Below are 16,860 nucleotides of genomic sequence, written 5' to 3' on the forward strand. Positions count from 1 at the left end.
CCCCGGGTTCGAACGCGGTGGCCGAGATCGACACCTGGCTGCCCGTCACCCGCAGACACGCCCTGGTCTCCGCCGCCCGGGCCGCGCTCGATCAGGCCGACAAGACCACCGCTGCCACCCGGGCCGCCGCAGCAGATGCCATCCCGGTGAACCTCACCGCCGTGGCGATCGCAATGCGGGCCGACCGGGAGCAACTCCCCGGCACCTGTTCGCGATCATGCTGCACTACGAAACCCAACTCGGTCCAGCCGCGCCCCGCTGAGCCGTAGCGGCCGTGTACCCGGACCGGCAGCGGGGACCGGATACAGCGGGCGCCCGCTTCTCTGACGGCGACGCCGTCGAGGCGTTCAGCGGCTTGCCCACCGAGCCCGAGACTGCGATGCCGCTGCTGACGGACGTGCGGAATTGCGCTCTGGTCAGCGGTTGGCCGCCAGATCCGACCAGCTGCCCGCGTCCAGCAGTGCCAGTAAGTCCTTGGCCATCTTCCTGGCGGGGCTGCCGTCCGACCAGTCGCCGGCGACGGTACGTAACACGTCTGCCGAGGTGCGGATCTGGCGCTCGGCCGCCTCTGTCACCTCAACAGGCGGCCCATCATCGTCCTGGGTGCTGGCGTACCCGGGCTCGGGCGCGAAACAGCCCCACCAGTCCAATAACACCCAACGCCTCAATACGTGGTTTGCCTGGCAGATCCCGGATAACCCTGAGCAGCACACTCACAGCCGGGACGGCGGCCGGGTACAGCGTCCCGCGATGGTCGTTGCCGACTGCGTCGACCAACCGGCCAACCGCCAAGGCGGCACCGTCAGCCGACACCGACGCCGCCAGATCTCGGACAGCGCCAGCGGCCGCCTCGGGCCGGTACCAGGTCGGCCCAGGTACTGCGAACCAGTCCACCGTCGTCCACCCGTCCATCGCGCCAGCATACGCACGACGTCGCGACTGGCACGCATGAATTCTGGTCCCGGCACGTGCGTGTCAGGTTAGGTGACCGTTGCCGGAACAAAGCCCGCGAAATCTGTGACCGAGCTACGCATTCTCCAATTGCTCGCATTGCGGGGAACGAGCTCAGGTCCAGCGCTCTTCAAGTGAGATTTGTTGCATTTCTTTCACAACGTCCGCTGCTTGGCTTCCGTTACATGCTTGTGCCCGCCGACACAAATCGTCCAGTTGGCCGCCGGGCTTCCGTGGACGTGTCTTACCGTCTTCTCCGCTGATCAGGAATCAAAGGAGAACAGTGCGTTTTCGTGCTCGGGCCACGCATCGAGGGGGCATCGTCGGCCTCATCGCCGCGATCGTCACGATGCTTCTGGCGATACCCGGCCCTGCCCAGGCCTCCGGCATCTGCGACCGGCATCCGGAGTTGTCGGTGTGCAAGGCCGCCGACCGGGCCAAGGCGGCGCTCGCCGTGGGCAAGTCGCTCGCCCGCACCGAACTGGGCGCCCTGGTGCTCGGGCACCTGCGCCAGGGCATCGATCAGGTCGCTGGGCACGCGCTCGAGCAGGCCACTGAGACCTTGGAGACGGTCGGCAAGGCGATCGACTCCGGAGACGCCGCCCAGGTGGACCAGGCCCTCGACCAGCTCGACGAGTCATTGCAGCAGGTGCGCGACACGGCGGTCGCGACGACGGTGGTGGTGAAGTCGCTGCCCAAGCTGGTCGCGATCGCCAAGGGCGCCATTGAGCAGGTCAAAGCGTTCCCGGAGCTGGACATCCACGTCGACGTGGCCGCGCTGGAAGCCAACAATCGCGGCTTGGAAGCCACCGCGGCGGGTATCGCGCTGGCCGCGGCTCAGCTGAACGAGAGTGCCATCCAGATCCGCGCCGGTATGGCCAAAGCCGACCGCGATTTCGCCGGAGCCAAGCGTGATCTGGAGTCGGCGAACAAGATCCTCGCCGAGGCGAACCGGACCCTGGACAAGTTCACCTCCACGCCGTGGATGCCGGTGGGCGGGTTGTCACTGAAGGGCATCAAGTTCGACTTCGACGAAGCCTTCGGCCACCCGACTCAGTCGGGCTCGCTCAACCCGGACGTCGCGGCGGTCCTGTCGACGGTGACGGACTTCATTCCCGGGGTCGGCAGCATGAAGAGCGCGGTCGAGGCAATCGTCGGGAAGGACGCGTTCACCCAGCAGGAACTCGATGGTTTCGAACGCGCCCTCTACGGCATGGCCGCTGTCCCGGTGGCCGGTGGCGCACTGAAGAAGCTCCTCGCCGCAGAACGAGCGACCAAGGTCTCGCGCGCGATCGAACTCGCGGCGAAAAACGGTGCCAAAGGTTGGCGTGCTTCGTTCGACGCGCTGCCCCAAGGCAAGAACAGTGGCGTCAAAACTGTGTCGACCGTCGCCGACCTGCGGACACTGTTCGACCACTGGACCGCAGGTGCGCAGCGGCTTCCGGGCCGGGGGGATAAGATTCCCGATGTGTTCACGCTGCAAGACGGCACGACGATGCAGTGGCGCCAGACGTCCAAGACGGGTGGCGAGACAATCGACATCTTCCCAAGCGGCAAGAATGCATTGAGGGTGCATCTCGATGGATGACCCGCGGGCGCGGGAACTGCGTGAGATCGAACTGGCCGTGGCCCCCACGCCGGAACTGTTCGAGATCGAACGAGCCGTGGCGCCGACACTCGACAGGGCTCTCGACGACTGGGTCCCGGTCGACACCCTGATCTGGAACGCCATCCAGGTCGTCCCCGAGGACAGCGACCGCTTCGCTGGATTCTTCGCCACCGTGCTCGACTACCTGCTCCGCGAAGGCCTGATGATCGTGGGAGACATCGGCGAGACGGGGTTTGAGCCGTGGACGTCGTCCATCGAGGACACTGTGGAGCGGGTCGTCCGCGACTGCCAGGCAGTCGATTGGTCACCTCAGGGGAGCCTGTGCTGGCTGTCGAACACCCCGAAAGGAGACCAGCGGGCCCAATAAGCGTCATTGTGCGCGCAACCTGGTATGGCGCAACCGGGCCTGACCAGAGCCCATTCGGGGTCATGCGCCGCTCCGGTCACAGCCGAGTCGCTGGTAGCGGAATCGCGACAATGGCGGCCGGTGGCATCAGCAGCACGGGAAGCAGCCCCGATATCGTGCCCCAGCGAGCAAGACCGACGTGCCGGACCCGTCGTCGCGATCACGGCTCCGGATGGTGAGCCCGCAGCGGCGAGGGGTCCGACTGGTGCTCGGGCATGGCCATCTCAGCCGAGGAAGTGCCACGAGTCTGAGACTGATCATGGTGACGTCACCGTGAGACAACGGAGAACGCCCAGGCCGCCCGAGATCGACACGTCACGAGCGGCGAGACCCTACACCCGGGGTCCGATTTCGTGACTCTCCAGGACGGCCAGCAGATTTGCCACCGCGACTAGCTCGGTCACGTCTTGCCCCCACAACGAGTTCGGGTCGGCCTACCGCGACCTCCGCTTGCGGTTCTCGAGAGGTGTCGCAACGCTGCTCAGGCTTCTTCATCCGCAAGTCTCGCGATCACTTCCGGTGTCAGCACAAGCATGTGTCCGGCCGATTCCGGCAGCCCGAGCACTTCCACGACTCGATGCATCACCGGCACCGTGTTCCGCACCACGTCCTGGCGAGTCGGGAAGTCCTCACGGCTCCCCTTCACGACGAAGAGGTTGACCTGCCGATCGCGGACACCGTTCCTGGGAGTTCCAGCGGTTCGAACCCGCATTGGGGATGTCGAACTGGTGGCTGCACCATGTCGACCCGCATGTGCGAGCGCTGATGGACCCGGTCACTGGCCCGTTCGCCCAATGCGTCGACGGTCACCAACCCGATGAGCCTGCCGCTCGACGACCCGCCGGACGGCTTTTTCTACGACCACCGGTCGAAGTGGCTGCAAACCAGCAACCCGTTCGACCTCAGCTGAGAGAACGCGGCACCGACAAGTTCTTGATCGGGACAAGCCGCACAGGTCGCCGAAGTGTCGTTCGTGCGGCATCCGCCAGACGCCTTTTCAACCCAACGTGCTCGCCGGTCGTCTTGCTGGTGCGGCTTCAGTGCCGGTCCTAGATCCCGAAGGTCGGCTGCGAACGTGGCAGCGAAGATCATCCGTCCGCTGAACCAGTCAGCGATTGTCCGGAGGTTGATGTCCGGTGCCGCGTTCCCGGCGCTGGACAGCCGGGCTGCTCTAAACCTGTGGTTGGCACCCCGGCTGCTGAGGGGCCGGGGTGCCTTCCCCGTGTGTCGCTGCGGGAACCACCGGGCTTGAACCCGTTCGACGAGGAGCCGTCACGACACGGCGACCTTCGACAGGTCCGGCGGGCATCGGCGCGATCGCAATTCCGCCTGGAAGGAACCCAAGATGAAGAGGTTGATTCAAAGACTGGTACTCGCCGCCATCGCGACGACGGCGCTGACAGCAGCGCCTGTTGCGCAGGCTTCATCGGCGACCGCGGCACCATCGGGACTGCGCTCCGTCAGCGCTCAAGCTGGCTGGATCCGCATCGTGAACGACAACAGCGATCAGTGTCTTGCCATCGGCGGCGGAAATGCCTCTCCCGGTGTCGCGGCGATTCAGTGGCACTGCAACGGCGGGGCGGAGCAATCGTGGTACGTCAACGGGAACGCGTGGTCACCCATCAAGTACAACAGCGAATTGTGCCTAGCGATCGGTAACCGCAGCACAACCCCTGGCGCGAAGGCGATCTTGTGGCCCTGCAATGGCGGACCGGAGCAATTGTGGTACGTCGGCGGTCCTGCAACGTCGCCAATCCGCAACAACAACAGCGGTAAATGTCTGGCAATCGGTGGCCGAAGCACCACGCCGGGCGCGACAGCGATCCAGTGGACGTGCAACGGTGGCCCGGAGCAAGACTGGTGGTTCTACAACTGACCTGCAACACGGTGGACTAGAGGGCTGCGGCGACATCTCGCCGCAGCTCTGCTCGGTGGTGATCTTCCAACGGCAGAGCGCGTTCAGGACATCGACAACGATCACGCGGTGCTCGACAATGGGCGATCCATCCTTGACAACAACCCGAACACCACTTCGTTGCCGAGGACGTCTTCCAGCCCGCGCAGATCCTCGCCAACGAGTTGACCCACGAGCACCCTCGACTTCGTGCGGCCGTTGGCGCTGCTGCAGGCAGGTACCCTGCACCACTACACAGCCGACAACGGCGCAGATCTGATGCGCGAGTATATCGAAGCGCTGCCCAGCGGCTCGTTCGTCGTCATCGCGCACTTCTTCGATCCAGAGACGCCCGGGTTGAGCCTGCTCGCTCGGAATATGGAGGAGCTATTCATTCACAGCCCGATGGGCTCAGGCCGGTTTCGCACGGCGAGCGAGATTCTGGCCTTTGTCGAAGGTCTCAAGATCGTACCGCCCGGTCCCAGCGAGAAACCCGGTCTGGAACTATGCGATCAATGGTGGCCGGACGGGCCGAAACTCACTCCCCTCAATGAAGTCGAGCAATGCATTGCCGGGGTCGTCGCTAGCAAACCATAAGGCATGGGCGTCGGCGTACTCGATCCATCACCGCAGCGTGCACCGCGTGCTGGTTTGGGTCGTCGCCGTATGCGTCACTGTGTGGTGACCGCGCCGAGCTTTCGGTCGAGTTCGCGCTCAGTTGCCTCCAATGTCTTGTGCGCACCCTCCCCGTAGGAGGGAAATTTCACCCGTTCCATCAGGAAAACCTTGCGGAATGCGGAGAGTCTGCGGTCGGGGATGGCTCTCGCGGCGGCGAGCAGGCTGCGGGCGGCGGCGGCCCGGCCCGCCCGTTGCGCGGCTGCGGCGCGCACGGCAAGCAGGAGCCGTCGGACAGGGGGCGGTAGGTCGTCGGGGACTTCCGTGAGTAACTCGGCGGCGGCCTCGTGCTGCCCGACAGCGGACAGTCTGTTCGCGGTGAAGATGATCGTGGCGGCCGCGTGCGCCGGTGCCGTGGCCGCGAGGTACTGATCGGCGGCCTGACGCGAGGCTGCGATAGCGCCTTCGAAGTCGTCGAGGTACTGCGCGACCGTGGAGCGCCGCACGGACAGGTCCGCGCGGGCGATCTGCTGGATTCGGTGCCCGACCGTGCCCGGCGTGGTCATTTGCGCGGGAAAGGTCTTGTCCACCCCGTCCAGCGCCTGTTCCGCCAGGCCGAGGAATTTGTGGCTGAGGCTGTGATCGAGCCGGACCTGTTCACCCCACGGCAGCGTCATGGACACGGCCGTGGTCGCGTGAGCGGACTCGGCTCCCAGATGCGCCAGCACCCCGGCGATCCGCGGCAAGTTCGTGTAGGCCCACGGCCGGAATCGCCTGGCCCGGCGGTAGAAGTTGTCGGTCCGCCAGCCGGCGAGCAGCAACTTACGCTCCCGGGGAGAAGCATGCGCCAGGATCCAGGCGTCGGCGATCTGGCGGTTGAAGCCGTCACCGTTTCGCCCCGACCATAGCGCGTACGCGAGCCCGAGGAGCAAGGCGACCAACGCCGACTCCAATGGTCCCTGCGCCGGGTGGAACACCCCCGCGATGAGGAACGGCAGAGCTGAGCAAACAAGCGCGACCTGCGGTAGCCCGATGAGGAACCGCTTGGCCCGCACCAGCAACCAGGAGATCCGCCATCGGTCGAACCGTGGACCGACGGCGTCGTTGAGGATCATGACCCCGGCCCCAGCCAGCATCACGTACCACTGGGCGTCGGCCACGTGCGCCGCCCACCACTGCGAGATCAACTCTCCACCTGGGCCGGCGGCGACCGCCAGCAGTACCAGGAACAGGCTCACGTCGATCGTCCGCGCGGCTCTGCGGTGGCTGATCAGCAGAGGCATCCGGGCCCGATCGGCGGCCAGGAGCGTCACCCACAACACGACGGCGCCGAAGATCCGCGCTCTCAGGTCCGTATCTCCCGGCACGAGGAACACGAACACCAGCGGGAGGACGCACGTAGATCTCGCGGCGAGGCTCCAAAGCAGATCGCGTGCGTTCGGCCGCATGACCCATCGCTCGAAATCCTCCGGCAGCCCACGACCGGTCGACGGTGGCCGCTCCGGTACGAGCCGGACGTTACGTAACGCCGCGCCGACCAGCAGTGGCGTGACGAACCAGACGAGCAGCTGGGCTCCGTTGCCGCCGATAGTGACCATCACGAGCGCGACGAAGCCCGTGGTGGCCATGCCCGTCAGCCCGGCGGCCAACCCGGCCGCCACCACGACCAGGGTCAGGTCAGGGGGCACCGTCGCCACCAGAACACTGAATCGCCCAGCGAAGAACAGGAACGCGACGGCGACCGTCAGATCGAGTAGGTAGAGCGCACGGCCACGTCCGCTGGAGCCGACTACGTCTTGCAACCGGGACAGTGCCAGCGCCAGGCTCGCGACGCCCAGCAGGACATACGCGATCACCGAAGGGTTGCCGAGGGCGATCTGGGCTTCCAAGTCGAACTCCTCGTCATCGCGCGACCGGACATTCCATTGTGATCGCGATGCCCGACCGAGATGATGGTTTGATGCGAAATGAGGTGACAATGCGGTGACGTCTCTCGCCGAAGGCTTGGCACAGGACGCAAGTCCGTCCCTGCTCGACCCGCGGGTACTCACGACGGCGACGACGTTCGTCGCGCTGGCACTGGTGCTCGCAGCCGGAGCACGGATGGGTCGTCGGACGAATGCACCAGGCAGGCCATTGGCGCTGCTGGACCGGGTGATACGCGGCATTTCGTGGGCACAGATGTGGATCCCCTTGGGCATCGCGGGCGGGCTGGTGACCGCCGGCGGCTCGGGCAACCACGTGCTGACCATGGTTGTAGGTGGGCTCGCGACCGTCGTCTGTGCACTGAGCAGACTCCGCACCCGCAAGGTGAGCCGCTACGAGCGCCGCTGGCATTTGACGTTGGAGACGCTGGGAAACCTGGGCGTGCTCGTGGCGGTCACGCCCCTCGGCACCGGCTGGCTGCCTAGCGGGACGGTGGAAATCCTCCTCACCGGGGGTGCGTTCGTGATCATGCAGATCGTGTCGACTCGGCTGCTTCGCTGGCCGATCCCGCAGGCATGGTCGCTGGCGCATCCGGTCAGCGTCCTCGCAAATGGCACGGTCCTGGCCTATTCGTTCCTTCTGTACCCGTCGACCGCTCAAGGGCTGGCATCGATCGCGGTCTCATTGACGGCCATGGGGACGTTGGCCGTGCACCTCGGCACGGACGACTGGGTGCTGTGGTGGTCCAGGGTCGAGTCAGCGCGGCGGTTCCGCGATCACGACCCCCGTTCCGCCGAAGCGTGGCTTCACGATGAGGTGCGGGAACCAACCGGGCTGGCGCTTCCACACACCATGGCCGACCTAGCCGTCTACGACCTGCGTGGGGACTTCCGGCAGACGCAATGGCCGCCGAACTCACACGCCATCGCCGCCGGAAAGCACCGGCTGACCACCGCGGAGCAGCTGATCACCATCGCGCAGCCGCATCTCGCCTCGGACGATGTCGCACGAGCATGGGCCCACTGCGCGTTCTCCCGTAGCCAGATACGGGAAGCCGAGGCGGACTGGGACGCCGCCGCCGACGGGTACCGCGCCGCCGCGACCGGTTATGACGAGGCCGGGCTGCCCGCGATCGCCGCATTGGCTCGGCTGTTCCGCGCCCGGCTGCTGGCCGAACGGTTGGACCGCCGTGCCGAGGCCACGGCCGAACGAGCGGCGATCGCCGCCGATACCCATCTCGTCGCACCTGTCCGACGGTGGGCGGGTGCGAATGCCCATGACCTTGGCGATGACCAGCGGTACTCGCAGATGGCCATGCAGGCCGGGCTGCCCGGGAATCCGCGTCTGCCCTTCCCTCCGTGGCTGCCTCTCGTCTCCGCCGCTCCGCCAGGCGCGCCGGCGGAGGAACACGAAATCTCCCGAAACCGCTTGCCGGGGACGGGCCCGGCTCAACGGATGATCGATCAGGGCACCAAGTTGTTTCGCCGGGGAAGGCGTGAGGAGGGTGCTCAGAAGTTGCGAGCGGCCGCGGTGATCCTGGAGCGCAACTCCCAGCAGCTCATCGCGATGGGCGTCCTGGCGGAGCTGGCCAGGATGCAGACTCCGACCGATCCTCGCGCGGCGTTCGAGACGCTCAACGAGGCGCTCCGGCAGCAGGAGCGCTTCCGTGACGAGGTCATCGACGAGCAACTGCGCCTCCAGGTCAACGGCTGGTTCGAGATCCTGCACTCCCATCAGATCGGCTTACTCACTGCGGCGGCGGACGCGTCCGGGCAGCCGCAGCCGTCCATTGCAGCGTTCGACCTGGCGGAGCGGTCCCGTTCGCAGCTGTTGCTGGAGCAACTCGGCAGTACGTCTTTCCGCGCCGAACACCTGCCAGGCCGGCTCGTGCGACGCGAACGTGACGACATGGCCGAGATCGAGCGCCAGCGCGCCGCGATGAAGACGGCAGGTCAGCGCGTCGCCGCCGTGGCCGCCGTGCGCGCCGCTCGCACCCGGCTGAACGTCACCTGGCAGGACATGACCGACACCGGGATGTCCGGTGCGGAGTATGTCCAGCTGCGCCGGGGTGATCCACTCACGTTCACCGAACTCGGTCCGTTGCTGGGGCAGGCTTTGCTGGCCGAGTACCACGTCACCGAGGACGCCGTCGTGTTGCTGCTGGTCGGATCCGGTGCCACCGAGCCCACCGTGGTGCGCGTGCCGATGCGCCGGGACGCCCTCACCCGGATCGTGGACTCCGCGTTCGACGACGTCCGTTCCGCGGAACCGGACCAGTGGAAGTCACTGAACCCGCTTGTGGCTCCGCTGGTCCAGCACAGTGAACCGGGGCAAGTGATCTGGGTGGTCCCGCATGACCAGCTGCACGGTGTGCCGTTGCACGCGATCGAGGTCGGCGGCGTGCCACTGGCCGAACGGAATCCGACCTGCTACACCCCGTCGGCCGCGGTGATGCGCTATTGCCAGGCAAAACGGCGGCCGGACGCCGGCAGGTCGGTCGTGCTGGCGGATTCCCTCGTGGATCGGCCGTTGGCGCATTCGCGGGCCCAGAGCCGGTTGATCGCCTCACTGTTGGGAGATGCCGAACGGGTTGTCGGCGAGCAGGCTTCGATTTCCCGGCTGAGGGCCACGGTGCAGGAGGAGGTCTCGGTGCTCCACATCGCCTGTCACGGCGAGTTCGATGCCGAGAGGCCCGCGCAATCCCGTGTGCTACTTGCGAACCAGGGCGCCGATGGCGCACTGACCGCCGAGAAGATCCTCGGGATCCGGCTACCGGCTGACCTGGTCACGCTCAGCGCCTGCCAAAGCGGCGTCACGCACCGTCGTCAAGGCGACGAGCTGTTCGGCCTGCCCAGAGCCTTGATCTACGCGGGTGCGTCGGCCGTTCTGGTCAGCCTGTGGCCGGTGGACGAGGTGGCCACCGGTCTGTTGATGTACTCGTTCTACCTGGCACGGAGGGAAGGCGAGGGAAAGGCCGAGGCCTTGCGGACAGCACAGCTCGCGGTGCGCACGTCGACCTGTGAAGGCGTGATCGAGTACTGCACCATGGTCGGCGGCGGCGAGCGGACAGTCGCGCGGAGCGTGGCCGACATCAGGTTCCATGCGGGCGATTTCGTCACGGCGGCCGAAATATATGCGACACTGCTCGATTCGGCGAGCGGCGACGATCGCGGGCTGTGCACCGCCCACGCCAGGGCCACCCTGGCCTCCCGCGGCACCGCTGTACAGCCCGACTACCTCAGGAGGATCTATGCCCATCCCCGCCACTGGGCCGGGTTCGTGCTGATCGGGGACTGGCAGTGAAGCCCGGGGATCGGGTCGCCGAGCATGGTGACCAAGTGTTCACGGTCCTGGCAGCCGAGCTGACTCCGGCCGAAGCACGTGCCGTGCTGAAGGGTGACGGAGTGGTGGTCGACGATGAGGGCACTGTGCTGGGCACCGTGACCGCGCAGGAACTAGCATACGCCGACGCGGAGACGCTGGCGTCGTGGCGGGCGCTGCCGCCCGCGGTCGAGGTCCACGCGGACCAGACCTTCGCGCAGTTCGCCGACTCTTCCGCGGTCACCTTGCTGCTGCTCGGAATCACCCGACTCGTGCTGACACGTGACGGCACTCCAGTAGGGCTGCTCCCGGTGGCGCGAGTGACGGACTACCTCGCATCCGGCGCGCATCCCTTGCCTGGCAACGAGATGGGTCCGGCCGGCGCCTCGTCCGACGGAGCGCTGCCGGGCCGGGTGCGGCTCGCGGCAGCGCACGTCGCGTGCTCGCACTGCGGCTATCGCAACGTCCTCGAGCATTGGAACCCGCGCAGGCCGCCGCGGTGCGCCAACCCCGACCGTGCACCGCATGAACTCGAGCTGGACGGGTGACCCGGTGCTCACCGATGTCGTGCGGGAGACCACCGGTCTGCTCGACCGGCGCTTCCTGCTAAACGCGCTGCTGCCGACCCTGATCACTCTCGGCCTGCTCGGGACGGTCGTCGCCGGCACACTCACCGACCCGGCCACGGCCTTGCGCGCGTGGAACGCACTCGATGGCACGATCAAAGTGTTGGCAGGAACCGGTGTCGTGGTCGTCGCCGTGCTGATCGCCGCCATCGTATCCGGGGCGGCGCAGACGATCACCCGATGCTACGAAGGACTGTGGCCGGGGCGTCTGGGGCACATCCTGCTGCTGCCCGGCACGCACCGCCACCGCAGGCGCGCCCGGCGGCTCGGATTCGAACGCGGCGCGGCCGACTACCCGGTCGACCCGGCCGACGTTCTGCCGACCCGGCTGGGCAACATCCTGCGCGCCGCCGAAAGCTACCCGGCCGACCGCTACGGTGCCGACGCCGTGCTGACCTGGCCGCGCCTGTTCCCCTTGCTACCGGACAAGCTCACGGCCTCCCTGGCCTCCGCCCGCGCAGAACTCGAATTCCAAGTGATGATCTCCGCACACGCGGCGTTCTTCGCAGTGGCGGCGGGAGGATGGCTCGCGGTCACCGGCGGGCCGCCCTGGCTGTTCCTCACCTGCTACTGGAGCGCTGCTGCGCTCGCCTGGGCCACCTACCGCGGGGCGCTGGCGCCAGCCCGCCTGTACGGCGACCAGGTGCGCGTCGCGTTCGACCTCTACCGCCACGAACTCCTCGATCGCCTCGGTATGGACGGTGACGAACAGTGGGCGCGGCTGAATCAGTTCTGGCACCGGAACATCCCGCTCGGCACACCGCTATTGCCCAAGTCCGACGATCGTCCTGCGGTGAAGGCGCTGCCATCCGTTTCCCTGAGCGTGCTCGCGTGGTTCCTGCTCATCGGGAGTGGGTTGTTGGTGGTGTGGCTCCGGTGACCTACCTGGCCGCGCAACCGCACGACTTCGAGTTCGGCGGCCCCGAGCGGCGTGTCGGTACGGTCCGTTCACCGTAATCGGCAGTGGAGCGTGGAGGGCGTTGTCGAACAAGTCGACCTCGAATGTGTGATCAGCTCTTACCGGCCGCCGTGTCGATTCCGCGGATGGTGACGATGCGCGCGTTGCCGTCGGACAGGTGGTAGGACAGCCCGACCACGGCGGTCCTCCCGGCTGCTCGGAGAGCAGCCGGGAGCGGTCGACCAGCAGGTCGACGGTGTGGCGGATGTGCTCGTCGATGATGTCGTCGTTGCTGGTGAGCCCGGCCGCGCGGGCGGCGAGGACGCTCGGGGTGACCCGTTCGATGACGTCGCGGACGAAGCCGTTGGTGCCGAGCCCGTCGGTCAGCGCCTCGCGGGTCGCGGCGACGGCGCCGCAGGAGTCGTGGCCGAGGACGACGACCAGCGGGCAGTCGAGGATGCTGATGCCGTATAGGCATGCGCGAGAACGACCATCTTAATTGTTCGTGACAATGACTCTGCTGCAGCGGGAACGACGGTACCGTGCGCGACTTGTGTGCCGCGTAGCGCTAATCGCTATAGCGGGACGAATATAATCAGGAAACCCGATCCACTTGCTGTTGGGTGGTGTCAGTAGCCTCGATGGTCTAGTGGTTCGAAACCTTTCGAGGATTTCGTGCTCAAGTTCGAGGTTGTGAACCCTTAGTCGTGTTCATAGATCGCATCGACGTGCTGTCGATCTTGACGTGAGCTTCTCGTGTAAGCATCGAAACGAAAAGTATCTCGCCGCGTATCCGTCGGGAGTAGTTCCGTGCATGCTTAAGGTCGCTTGTCAATGAAACGTACGACGTGGTCGTTTGGATCTGCGCTGGCATTAGTTGTTCATCGGTAAACGCATTTTTTTCTGTGGTGTTCGAAATGTGAAGAGGTGGCGTGTGATTGCGAAATCCCGTTGGTGGAAGTGTTGTGATCTGCTGGCTCTCTCCAAAGCGAACGCCACAGGCGCTGTTTGCCTAGATGGGTGCGCCTTAGACGTTCGTAGCTTGCGGTACCAAAGCTGAGCGGGTGGGGGGTGTACGGAATAGTGGGGGATTGGGCTAGGAGGCGCGATAGTCGATCGTTGAGGGCTTTACGCGCCCAAGCACGCCGCCGCGCTCGAAAGGGGTCTCCTCGTTCGGCGTTGGCCCGCGTTAGGGCCTGCGTGTCCGCCATCGCCCGGTCGCACGCTTGTTTAGCCTGCTGGGTCGCGGTCTCGCATTGCTTGCCATTGGGCGGTCGCTTCGGCGGCCTGAGGCTGCTGCAAGATGTTCAAGCCGAGCAGCGGCAGTTACTGACTGAAACCTGTGCTGGGCACGCGAAGGCGCACCTCCCGAAGCCGCTGCTGCGAGACCTCCTGCCCGACGCCCAAGGGTTCCACGGGCGCTCCAGCGGACACGATCACAGTGGCGACATCGTGAAGCTTGACGTTCGCGTGCCTGTACCTGTGCCACCAAAGGACGCTAGGCCGATCGAGTGATGTGTGCTGAGCTGGCTCGCCCACTGCGGCCGAACTGTCGGTGTTCAGGTGTATTACCTGAGTGACCGCACATTCAGGGAGGGTAAGTCATGTCGCCACGCAACTACACAGTTGGCGACCGCGCCGCGCTTATTTTGTTCGGACAGGGCAGGTGCTACTGGGGTCCCGGCTGCACGGAGCCGCTGCTCCGGAAAGTCGAAGATCGATATCGAATGAACCTACAAATTGCGCACATTCGATCAGATGAGGTGGCAGCGGAACGGTACGTTTCCGGTATATCGAAGGCGACGGTCGACGCCTTCGAGAATCTGCTCTTCCTCTGCAAGCCGCATCATGACACGATCGACGAGTCTGGAGCTGGTGCACGATCAAAGTTCTTGAAGAGTGGAAAAATGAGCGTGAATTTGGACTTTACGACGGCCTGCGGGGCTTGCGAGACATAGACGAAGATGAGCTAGTCGACCGAATAGCTGAGGCGGTTGATGAGCAGAACCGCGACATTCGCGCAACTTTGAACCGCCTTGAAAAGACCGACGCTGAAGCGGCTGCCTTGATTCGCGAGTTGAATGACGAGATAAGGGAGCTTCGCAGGTCTGGATCGGTCCTCGATCCAGACGCAGTCAATATGCTTGGCGCTGCGGCGCATGATCTCATCCACCTTCCGGACAGTGCTTCACAACTATATATGGCGGCACGTGACCTATCGCATCTTCGTGATAGCGCGGCAATACTGGATCGGGCAGCCAGTAATGCGTCTGGGCTGCAAGATGTGATCGTGATGCTAGACAGTGCAGTGGAACGCGCCCGAGGAATGATGTAGGCGACTCGCCGCAGCCCCCTTGCCTGGACACGCTCGCGTTCGAGGAACGAGGGCGGCAGTGGCGTCGCAGGTGCTTCTACGGTTCTGGCGTCAGTTATGACGTGATGACTATCCGGCGGATCGGATCGGAGGACAGGCGGCTGTGGCGTTCCGTCCGGCTCGCCGACGCACCCTGCGGCGTCGGCCAACCCTGGTCAAAGCACAGGACTACGGTGAAAATGATTGGCACTGTGATGGCTATGGCGCGGTCGTGAGGGACAAACCCGACCAGGCCGGTGATGAAGAAGTCCTTCGCGCCTTCGATCCCGGCGAGCGCCGCCTTCACCACGTACACGCCGGCCTTGACCCTGATCGCCGGGGGTGAGCGCGGCGAGTGTATGCACGCCTGCTGGTTCGCCGGACGGCCCGGGCCGTCCGGCGGACGCCTTCGGCGTCGACTGGACCCCGGGGAGAGGTGGCGCCAAGGCGGCCGCCCGGCGCCGTGCCGCCGCGGCATCGACGATCGCGCTTCCCGCGGTGGATGAACGCGACGCTCCGCATATTGGCTGCGAACCCGGACCTGCCAGCACCAGCGCGAATCAGGTGGGACGTGGGCTGTCTATGTCGGGGTCGAGGTCCAGGTGCAGGCCACGCCGGGCGCCGCCGTCAGCTGTGCGTTCGCCAGAGTGTGCCGGTGTTGTCGGTGGCTTTCAGGAGTTCGTCCTGGCGTGGTGTTTCCGGCCAAATTTGGATCAGGTGGTGTTCCTGCGGGTCGTTTGGGCTGCGGTCTTCGCCGGCGTCGCGGTGGCGCACGGAGTCCCGGACGCGGAAGCTGCCGTTCGCGGCTGGTGGCAGGGTGATGGGTATGTCGATGGCGCCATCGGCTTCGGTTCCGCAGACGGCGATTTCGGCGATGGACCAGGTGACCGAGACTTCGGCGACGTCCTCCCAGGAAGCGAGGTCGGGTTCGGGAGGTCCGTCCCAGGTCTCGGTGGTGATGGTGATGTCGCCGAGGTGGACGCCGCAGGTGACCGCGACGAAACCTGGGGCAGTGGCTAGGAGTCCTGTGACGTGAGGGGAGGGCAGGGCGCCGACGTGGTAGAGCGGGCTCTGCGGATCGTTGCGGTCTCCGAGGGAGAAGGTGTTGTCCTCGATGGTCAGGGTGCCGGTGGTGTGGGCGAGCATCGTGGCAGGCATCGGTCTCTATTCCTTGTGCGGGACCGTGACTGGGGTGAGGCCGCGGTGCGGCCTCACCCCATCGAGTTGGATGGCTAGGTTATGCCGGGCACTTCACGAACGCTTGTGTCTTCTCGGCGATTTCCTGGTCGGTGATGCCGGCGGGAAGGACCACGTTCACCCAGAACTTGTCTTTGTCCAGCACGCGGTTGGCGGTGTACCAGGGGCGGCGGTAGCGGCTGCCCTCGAGGCTGTTCTGGGTCGCGGGCACCATGTAGCAGGAGTGATCCGGGTTGAGCGAACCTCCCTGGTAGGTGCTGGCGAAGGGGGTATTCGTCGCACGATTTCCCTACCGGGCGCGGGATGCTCGCCGGGCAGGCGGCGTTCCTGTTGGCGGTGATCAACGCACTGTCCATGGTGCGTGTGAGCTCGGGCCCGAACCCTTCCTGCCCCACTTGCCGGCGAGGTTGCGTTGTGCCCACTGGATGTGCCAGGCGACCTGGGCGGTGTCGTTGTTCAAGGTCGACACGTCGTAGGTCGGGGTGAACTGGGCATACACGCATCCGCCGGTATTGGGCCCGACGTTCGGGGTGCTGTCGCAGCGCACGTCGACGGCCGTGCCGATCTCCTCACGCAACGGCCCACCAATCGAGGGCGACACCGACTGGAAGGTGAAGACGGGCAACACTTTCAGCTGTTCCAGGTTGGAGCCTGCCGACGTGACCTGGTAGTCGAAGTCCACAGCGACGTTGAACGGCAGACTCTTGGTCGCCGACGCTGTGGTGGTGCACCCGCTCGAGCACGTCGCGGTCGCGTAGGCGACGGTTCCCAGTTTGGCGGCGCCTTCCGCGATCATCACGGTCGCATTGATCCGCTGTGTCCACGTCCTGGTCCGCACGTCCAAAGTGACCAGGGACCGGACGGCCCCATGTCCCCGAAACCGGCCTCTTTGCCGGTCTGCAGGTCGATGAGCTTGTAAGCGACCTCCTCGAACAGGCAGGACTCGGTCCGGTTGAAGAACAACTGGTCCTTCGCGGTGCACACCACCGCGGCAGGCGCGGCCAGCTGCCGCTGTAACGCCTCCCTCCGCCGCGTCTGATCGGGAAGACTCTCGGGACTCGTCA

The 16,860-nt window shown here is 65.7% G+C and carries 15 protein-coding genes and 2 pseudogenes; 9 read left to right on the top strand and 8 right to left on the bottom strand.

Annotation, left to right across the window (positions count from 1 at the left end):
* The 3 genes from DL991_RS31600 to DL991_RS31610 all read left to right on the top strand — a co-directional run.
* Positions 1 to 269, top strand: a 269-nt coding sequence (locus DL991_RS31600) for a hypothetical protein (RefSeq protein ID WP_233599097.1), incomplete at its 5' end; no start/stop codon positions are given.
* Positions 270 to 1,234: 965 nt separating this feature from the next.
* A complete protein-coding gene (locus DL991_RS31605; protein ID WP_125788021.1) occupies positions 1,235 to 2,539 on the top strand; it encodes a pre-toxin TG domain-containing protein in 1,305 nt (434 codons plus the stop codon).
* Positions 2,532 to 2,927 (top strand): hypothetical protein, encoded by a 396-nt coding sequence (locus tag DL991_RS31610; protein WP_125788022.1) that lies wholly within the window; start codon positions 2,532 to 2,534, stop codon positions 2,925 to 2,927. Before DL991_RS31605 ends, DL991_RS31610 begins: the two co-directional genes overlap by 8 nt.
* A 520-nt stretch (positions 2,928 to 3,447) precedes the next feature.
* Here DL991_RS31610 and DL991_RS42725 read toward each other — a convergent pair.
* A complete protein-coding gene (locus tag DL991_RS42725) occupies positions 3,448 to 3,612 on the bottom strand; it encodes a hypothetical protein (RefSeq protein WP_158632702.1) in 165 nt (54 codons plus the stop codon).
* Positions 3,613 to 3,683: 71 nt separating this feature from the next.
* Here DL991_RS42725 and DL991_RS44080 point away from each other — a divergent pair.
* The 3 genes and pseudogenes from DL991_RS44080 to DL991_RS31625 form a co-directional block, all read left to right on the top strand.
* Positions 3,684 to 3,737 (top strand): annotated as a pseudogene (locus DL991_RS44080) (hypothetical protein); the annotation flags it as partial.
* Between the two features lie 574 nt (positions 3,738 to 4,311).
* Positions 4,312 to 4,842, top strand: a complete 531-nt coding sequence (locus DL991_RS31620) for an RICIN domain-containing protein (protein WP_125788024.1) — start codon at positions 4,312 to 4,314, stop codon at positions 4,840 to 4,842.
* 225 nt (positions 4,843 to 5,067) lie between these two features.
* Positions 5,068 to 5,457 (top strand): annotated as a pseudogene (locus DL991_RS31625) (SAM-dependent methyltransferase); the annotation flags it as partial.
* 74 nt (positions 5,458 to 5,531) lie between these two features.
* Here the strand turns inward: DL991_RS31625 and DL991_RS31630 are convergent.
* Positions 5,532 to 7,364 carry a hypothetical protein gene (locus DL991_RS31630; protein ID WP_125788026.1) on the bottom strand — a complete coding sequence of 611 codons (1,833 nt, stop codon included), beginning with the start codon at positions 7,362 to 7,364 and terminating at the stop codon, positions 5,532 to 5,534.
* Between the two features lie 94 nt (positions 7,365 to 7,458).
* Here DL991_RS31630 and DL991_RS31635 point away from each other — a divergent pair, with 94 nt between their 5' ends.
* Genes DL991_RS31635 through DL991_RS31645 form a run of 3 tightly spaced genes read left to right on the top strand, consistent with a single transcriptional unit; the run spans position 7,459 to position 12,228 of the window.
* Positions 7,459 to 10,704: a CHAT domain-containing protein gene (locus DL991_RS31635; protein WP_125788027.1), complete on the top strand. Its 3,246-nt coding sequence runs from the start codon at positions 7,459 to 7,461 to the stop codon at positions 10,702 to 10,704.
* A 35-nt stretch (positions 10,705 to 10,739) separates the two neighbouring features.
* Positions 10,740 to 11,270 carry a hypothetical protein gene (locus DL991_RS31640; protein ID WP_125788028.1) on the top strand — a complete coding sequence of 177 codons (531 nt, stop codon included), beginning with the start codon at positions 10,740 to 10,742 and terminating at the stop codon, positions 11,268 to 11,270.
* A gap of 4 nt (positions 11,271 to 11,274) precedes the next feature.
* Positions 11,275 to 12,228, top strand: coding sequence for a hypothetical protein (locus DL991_RS31645; protein ID WP_125788029.1), 954 nt, complete (start codon positions 11,275 to 11,277; stop codon positions 12,226 to 12,228).
* On the opposite strand, the gene DL991_RS43525 is transcribed toward DL991_RS31645, so the two are convergent.
* The 6 genes from DL991_RS43525 to DL991_RS31670 all read right to left on the bottom strand — a co-directional run bounded on the left by DL991_RS43525 (position 12,112) and on the right by DL991_RS31670 (position 16,634).
* Positions 12,112 to 12,711, bottom strand: coding sequence for a carbonic anhydrase (locus DL991_RS43525; protein ID WP_370308418.1), 600 nt, complete (start codon positions 12,709 to 12,711; stop codon positions 12,112 to 12,114). The genes DL991_RS31645 and DL991_RS43525 overlap by 117 nt on opposite strands.
* Positions 12,712 to 14,215: 1,504 nt before the next feature.
* Complete coding sequence (locus DL991_RS31655) at positions 14,216 to 14,419, bottom strand: hypothetical protein (protein ID WP_125788030.1); 204 nt, start codon at positions 14,417 to 14,419, stop codon at positions 14,216 to 14,218.
* Between the two features lie 256 nt (positions 14,420 to 14,675).
* Complete coding sequence (locus DL991_RS31660; protein ID WP_125788031.1) at positions 14,676 to 14,915, bottom strand: hypothetical protein; 240 nt, start codon at positions 14,913 to 14,915, stop codon at positions 14,676 to 14,678.
* Positions 14,916 to 15,226: 311 nt separating this feature from the next.
* Positions 15,227 to 15,757: a hypothetical protein gene (locus DL991_RS31665; RefSeq protein WP_125788032.1), complete on the bottom strand. Its 531-nt coding sequence runs from the start codon at positions 15,755 to 15,757 to the stop codon at positions 15,227 to 15,229.
* Between the two features lie 79 nt (positions 15,758 to 15,836).
* The gene (locus DL991_RS42730) at positions 15,837 to 16,010 is read right to left on the bottom strand and encodes a hypothetical protein (protein ID WP_158634472.1); all 174 of its coding nucleotides are present in this window, start codon (positions 16,008 to 16,010) and stop codon (positions 15,837 to 15,839) included.
* 126 nt (positions 16,011 to 16,136) lie between these two features.
* Entirely contained in the window at positions 16,137 to 16,634 is a 498-nt protein-coding gene (locus tag DL991_RS31670; RefSeq protein ID WP_125788033.1) for a hypothetical protein, read from the bottom strand.
* Between the last annotated feature and the right edge of the window lie 226 nt (positions 16,635 to 16,860).

Source organism: Amycolatopsis sp. WAC 01375 (assembly GCF_003947325.1).
GTDB lineage: Bacteria > Actinomycetota > Actinomycetes > Mycobacteriales > Pseudonocardiaceae > Amycolatopsis.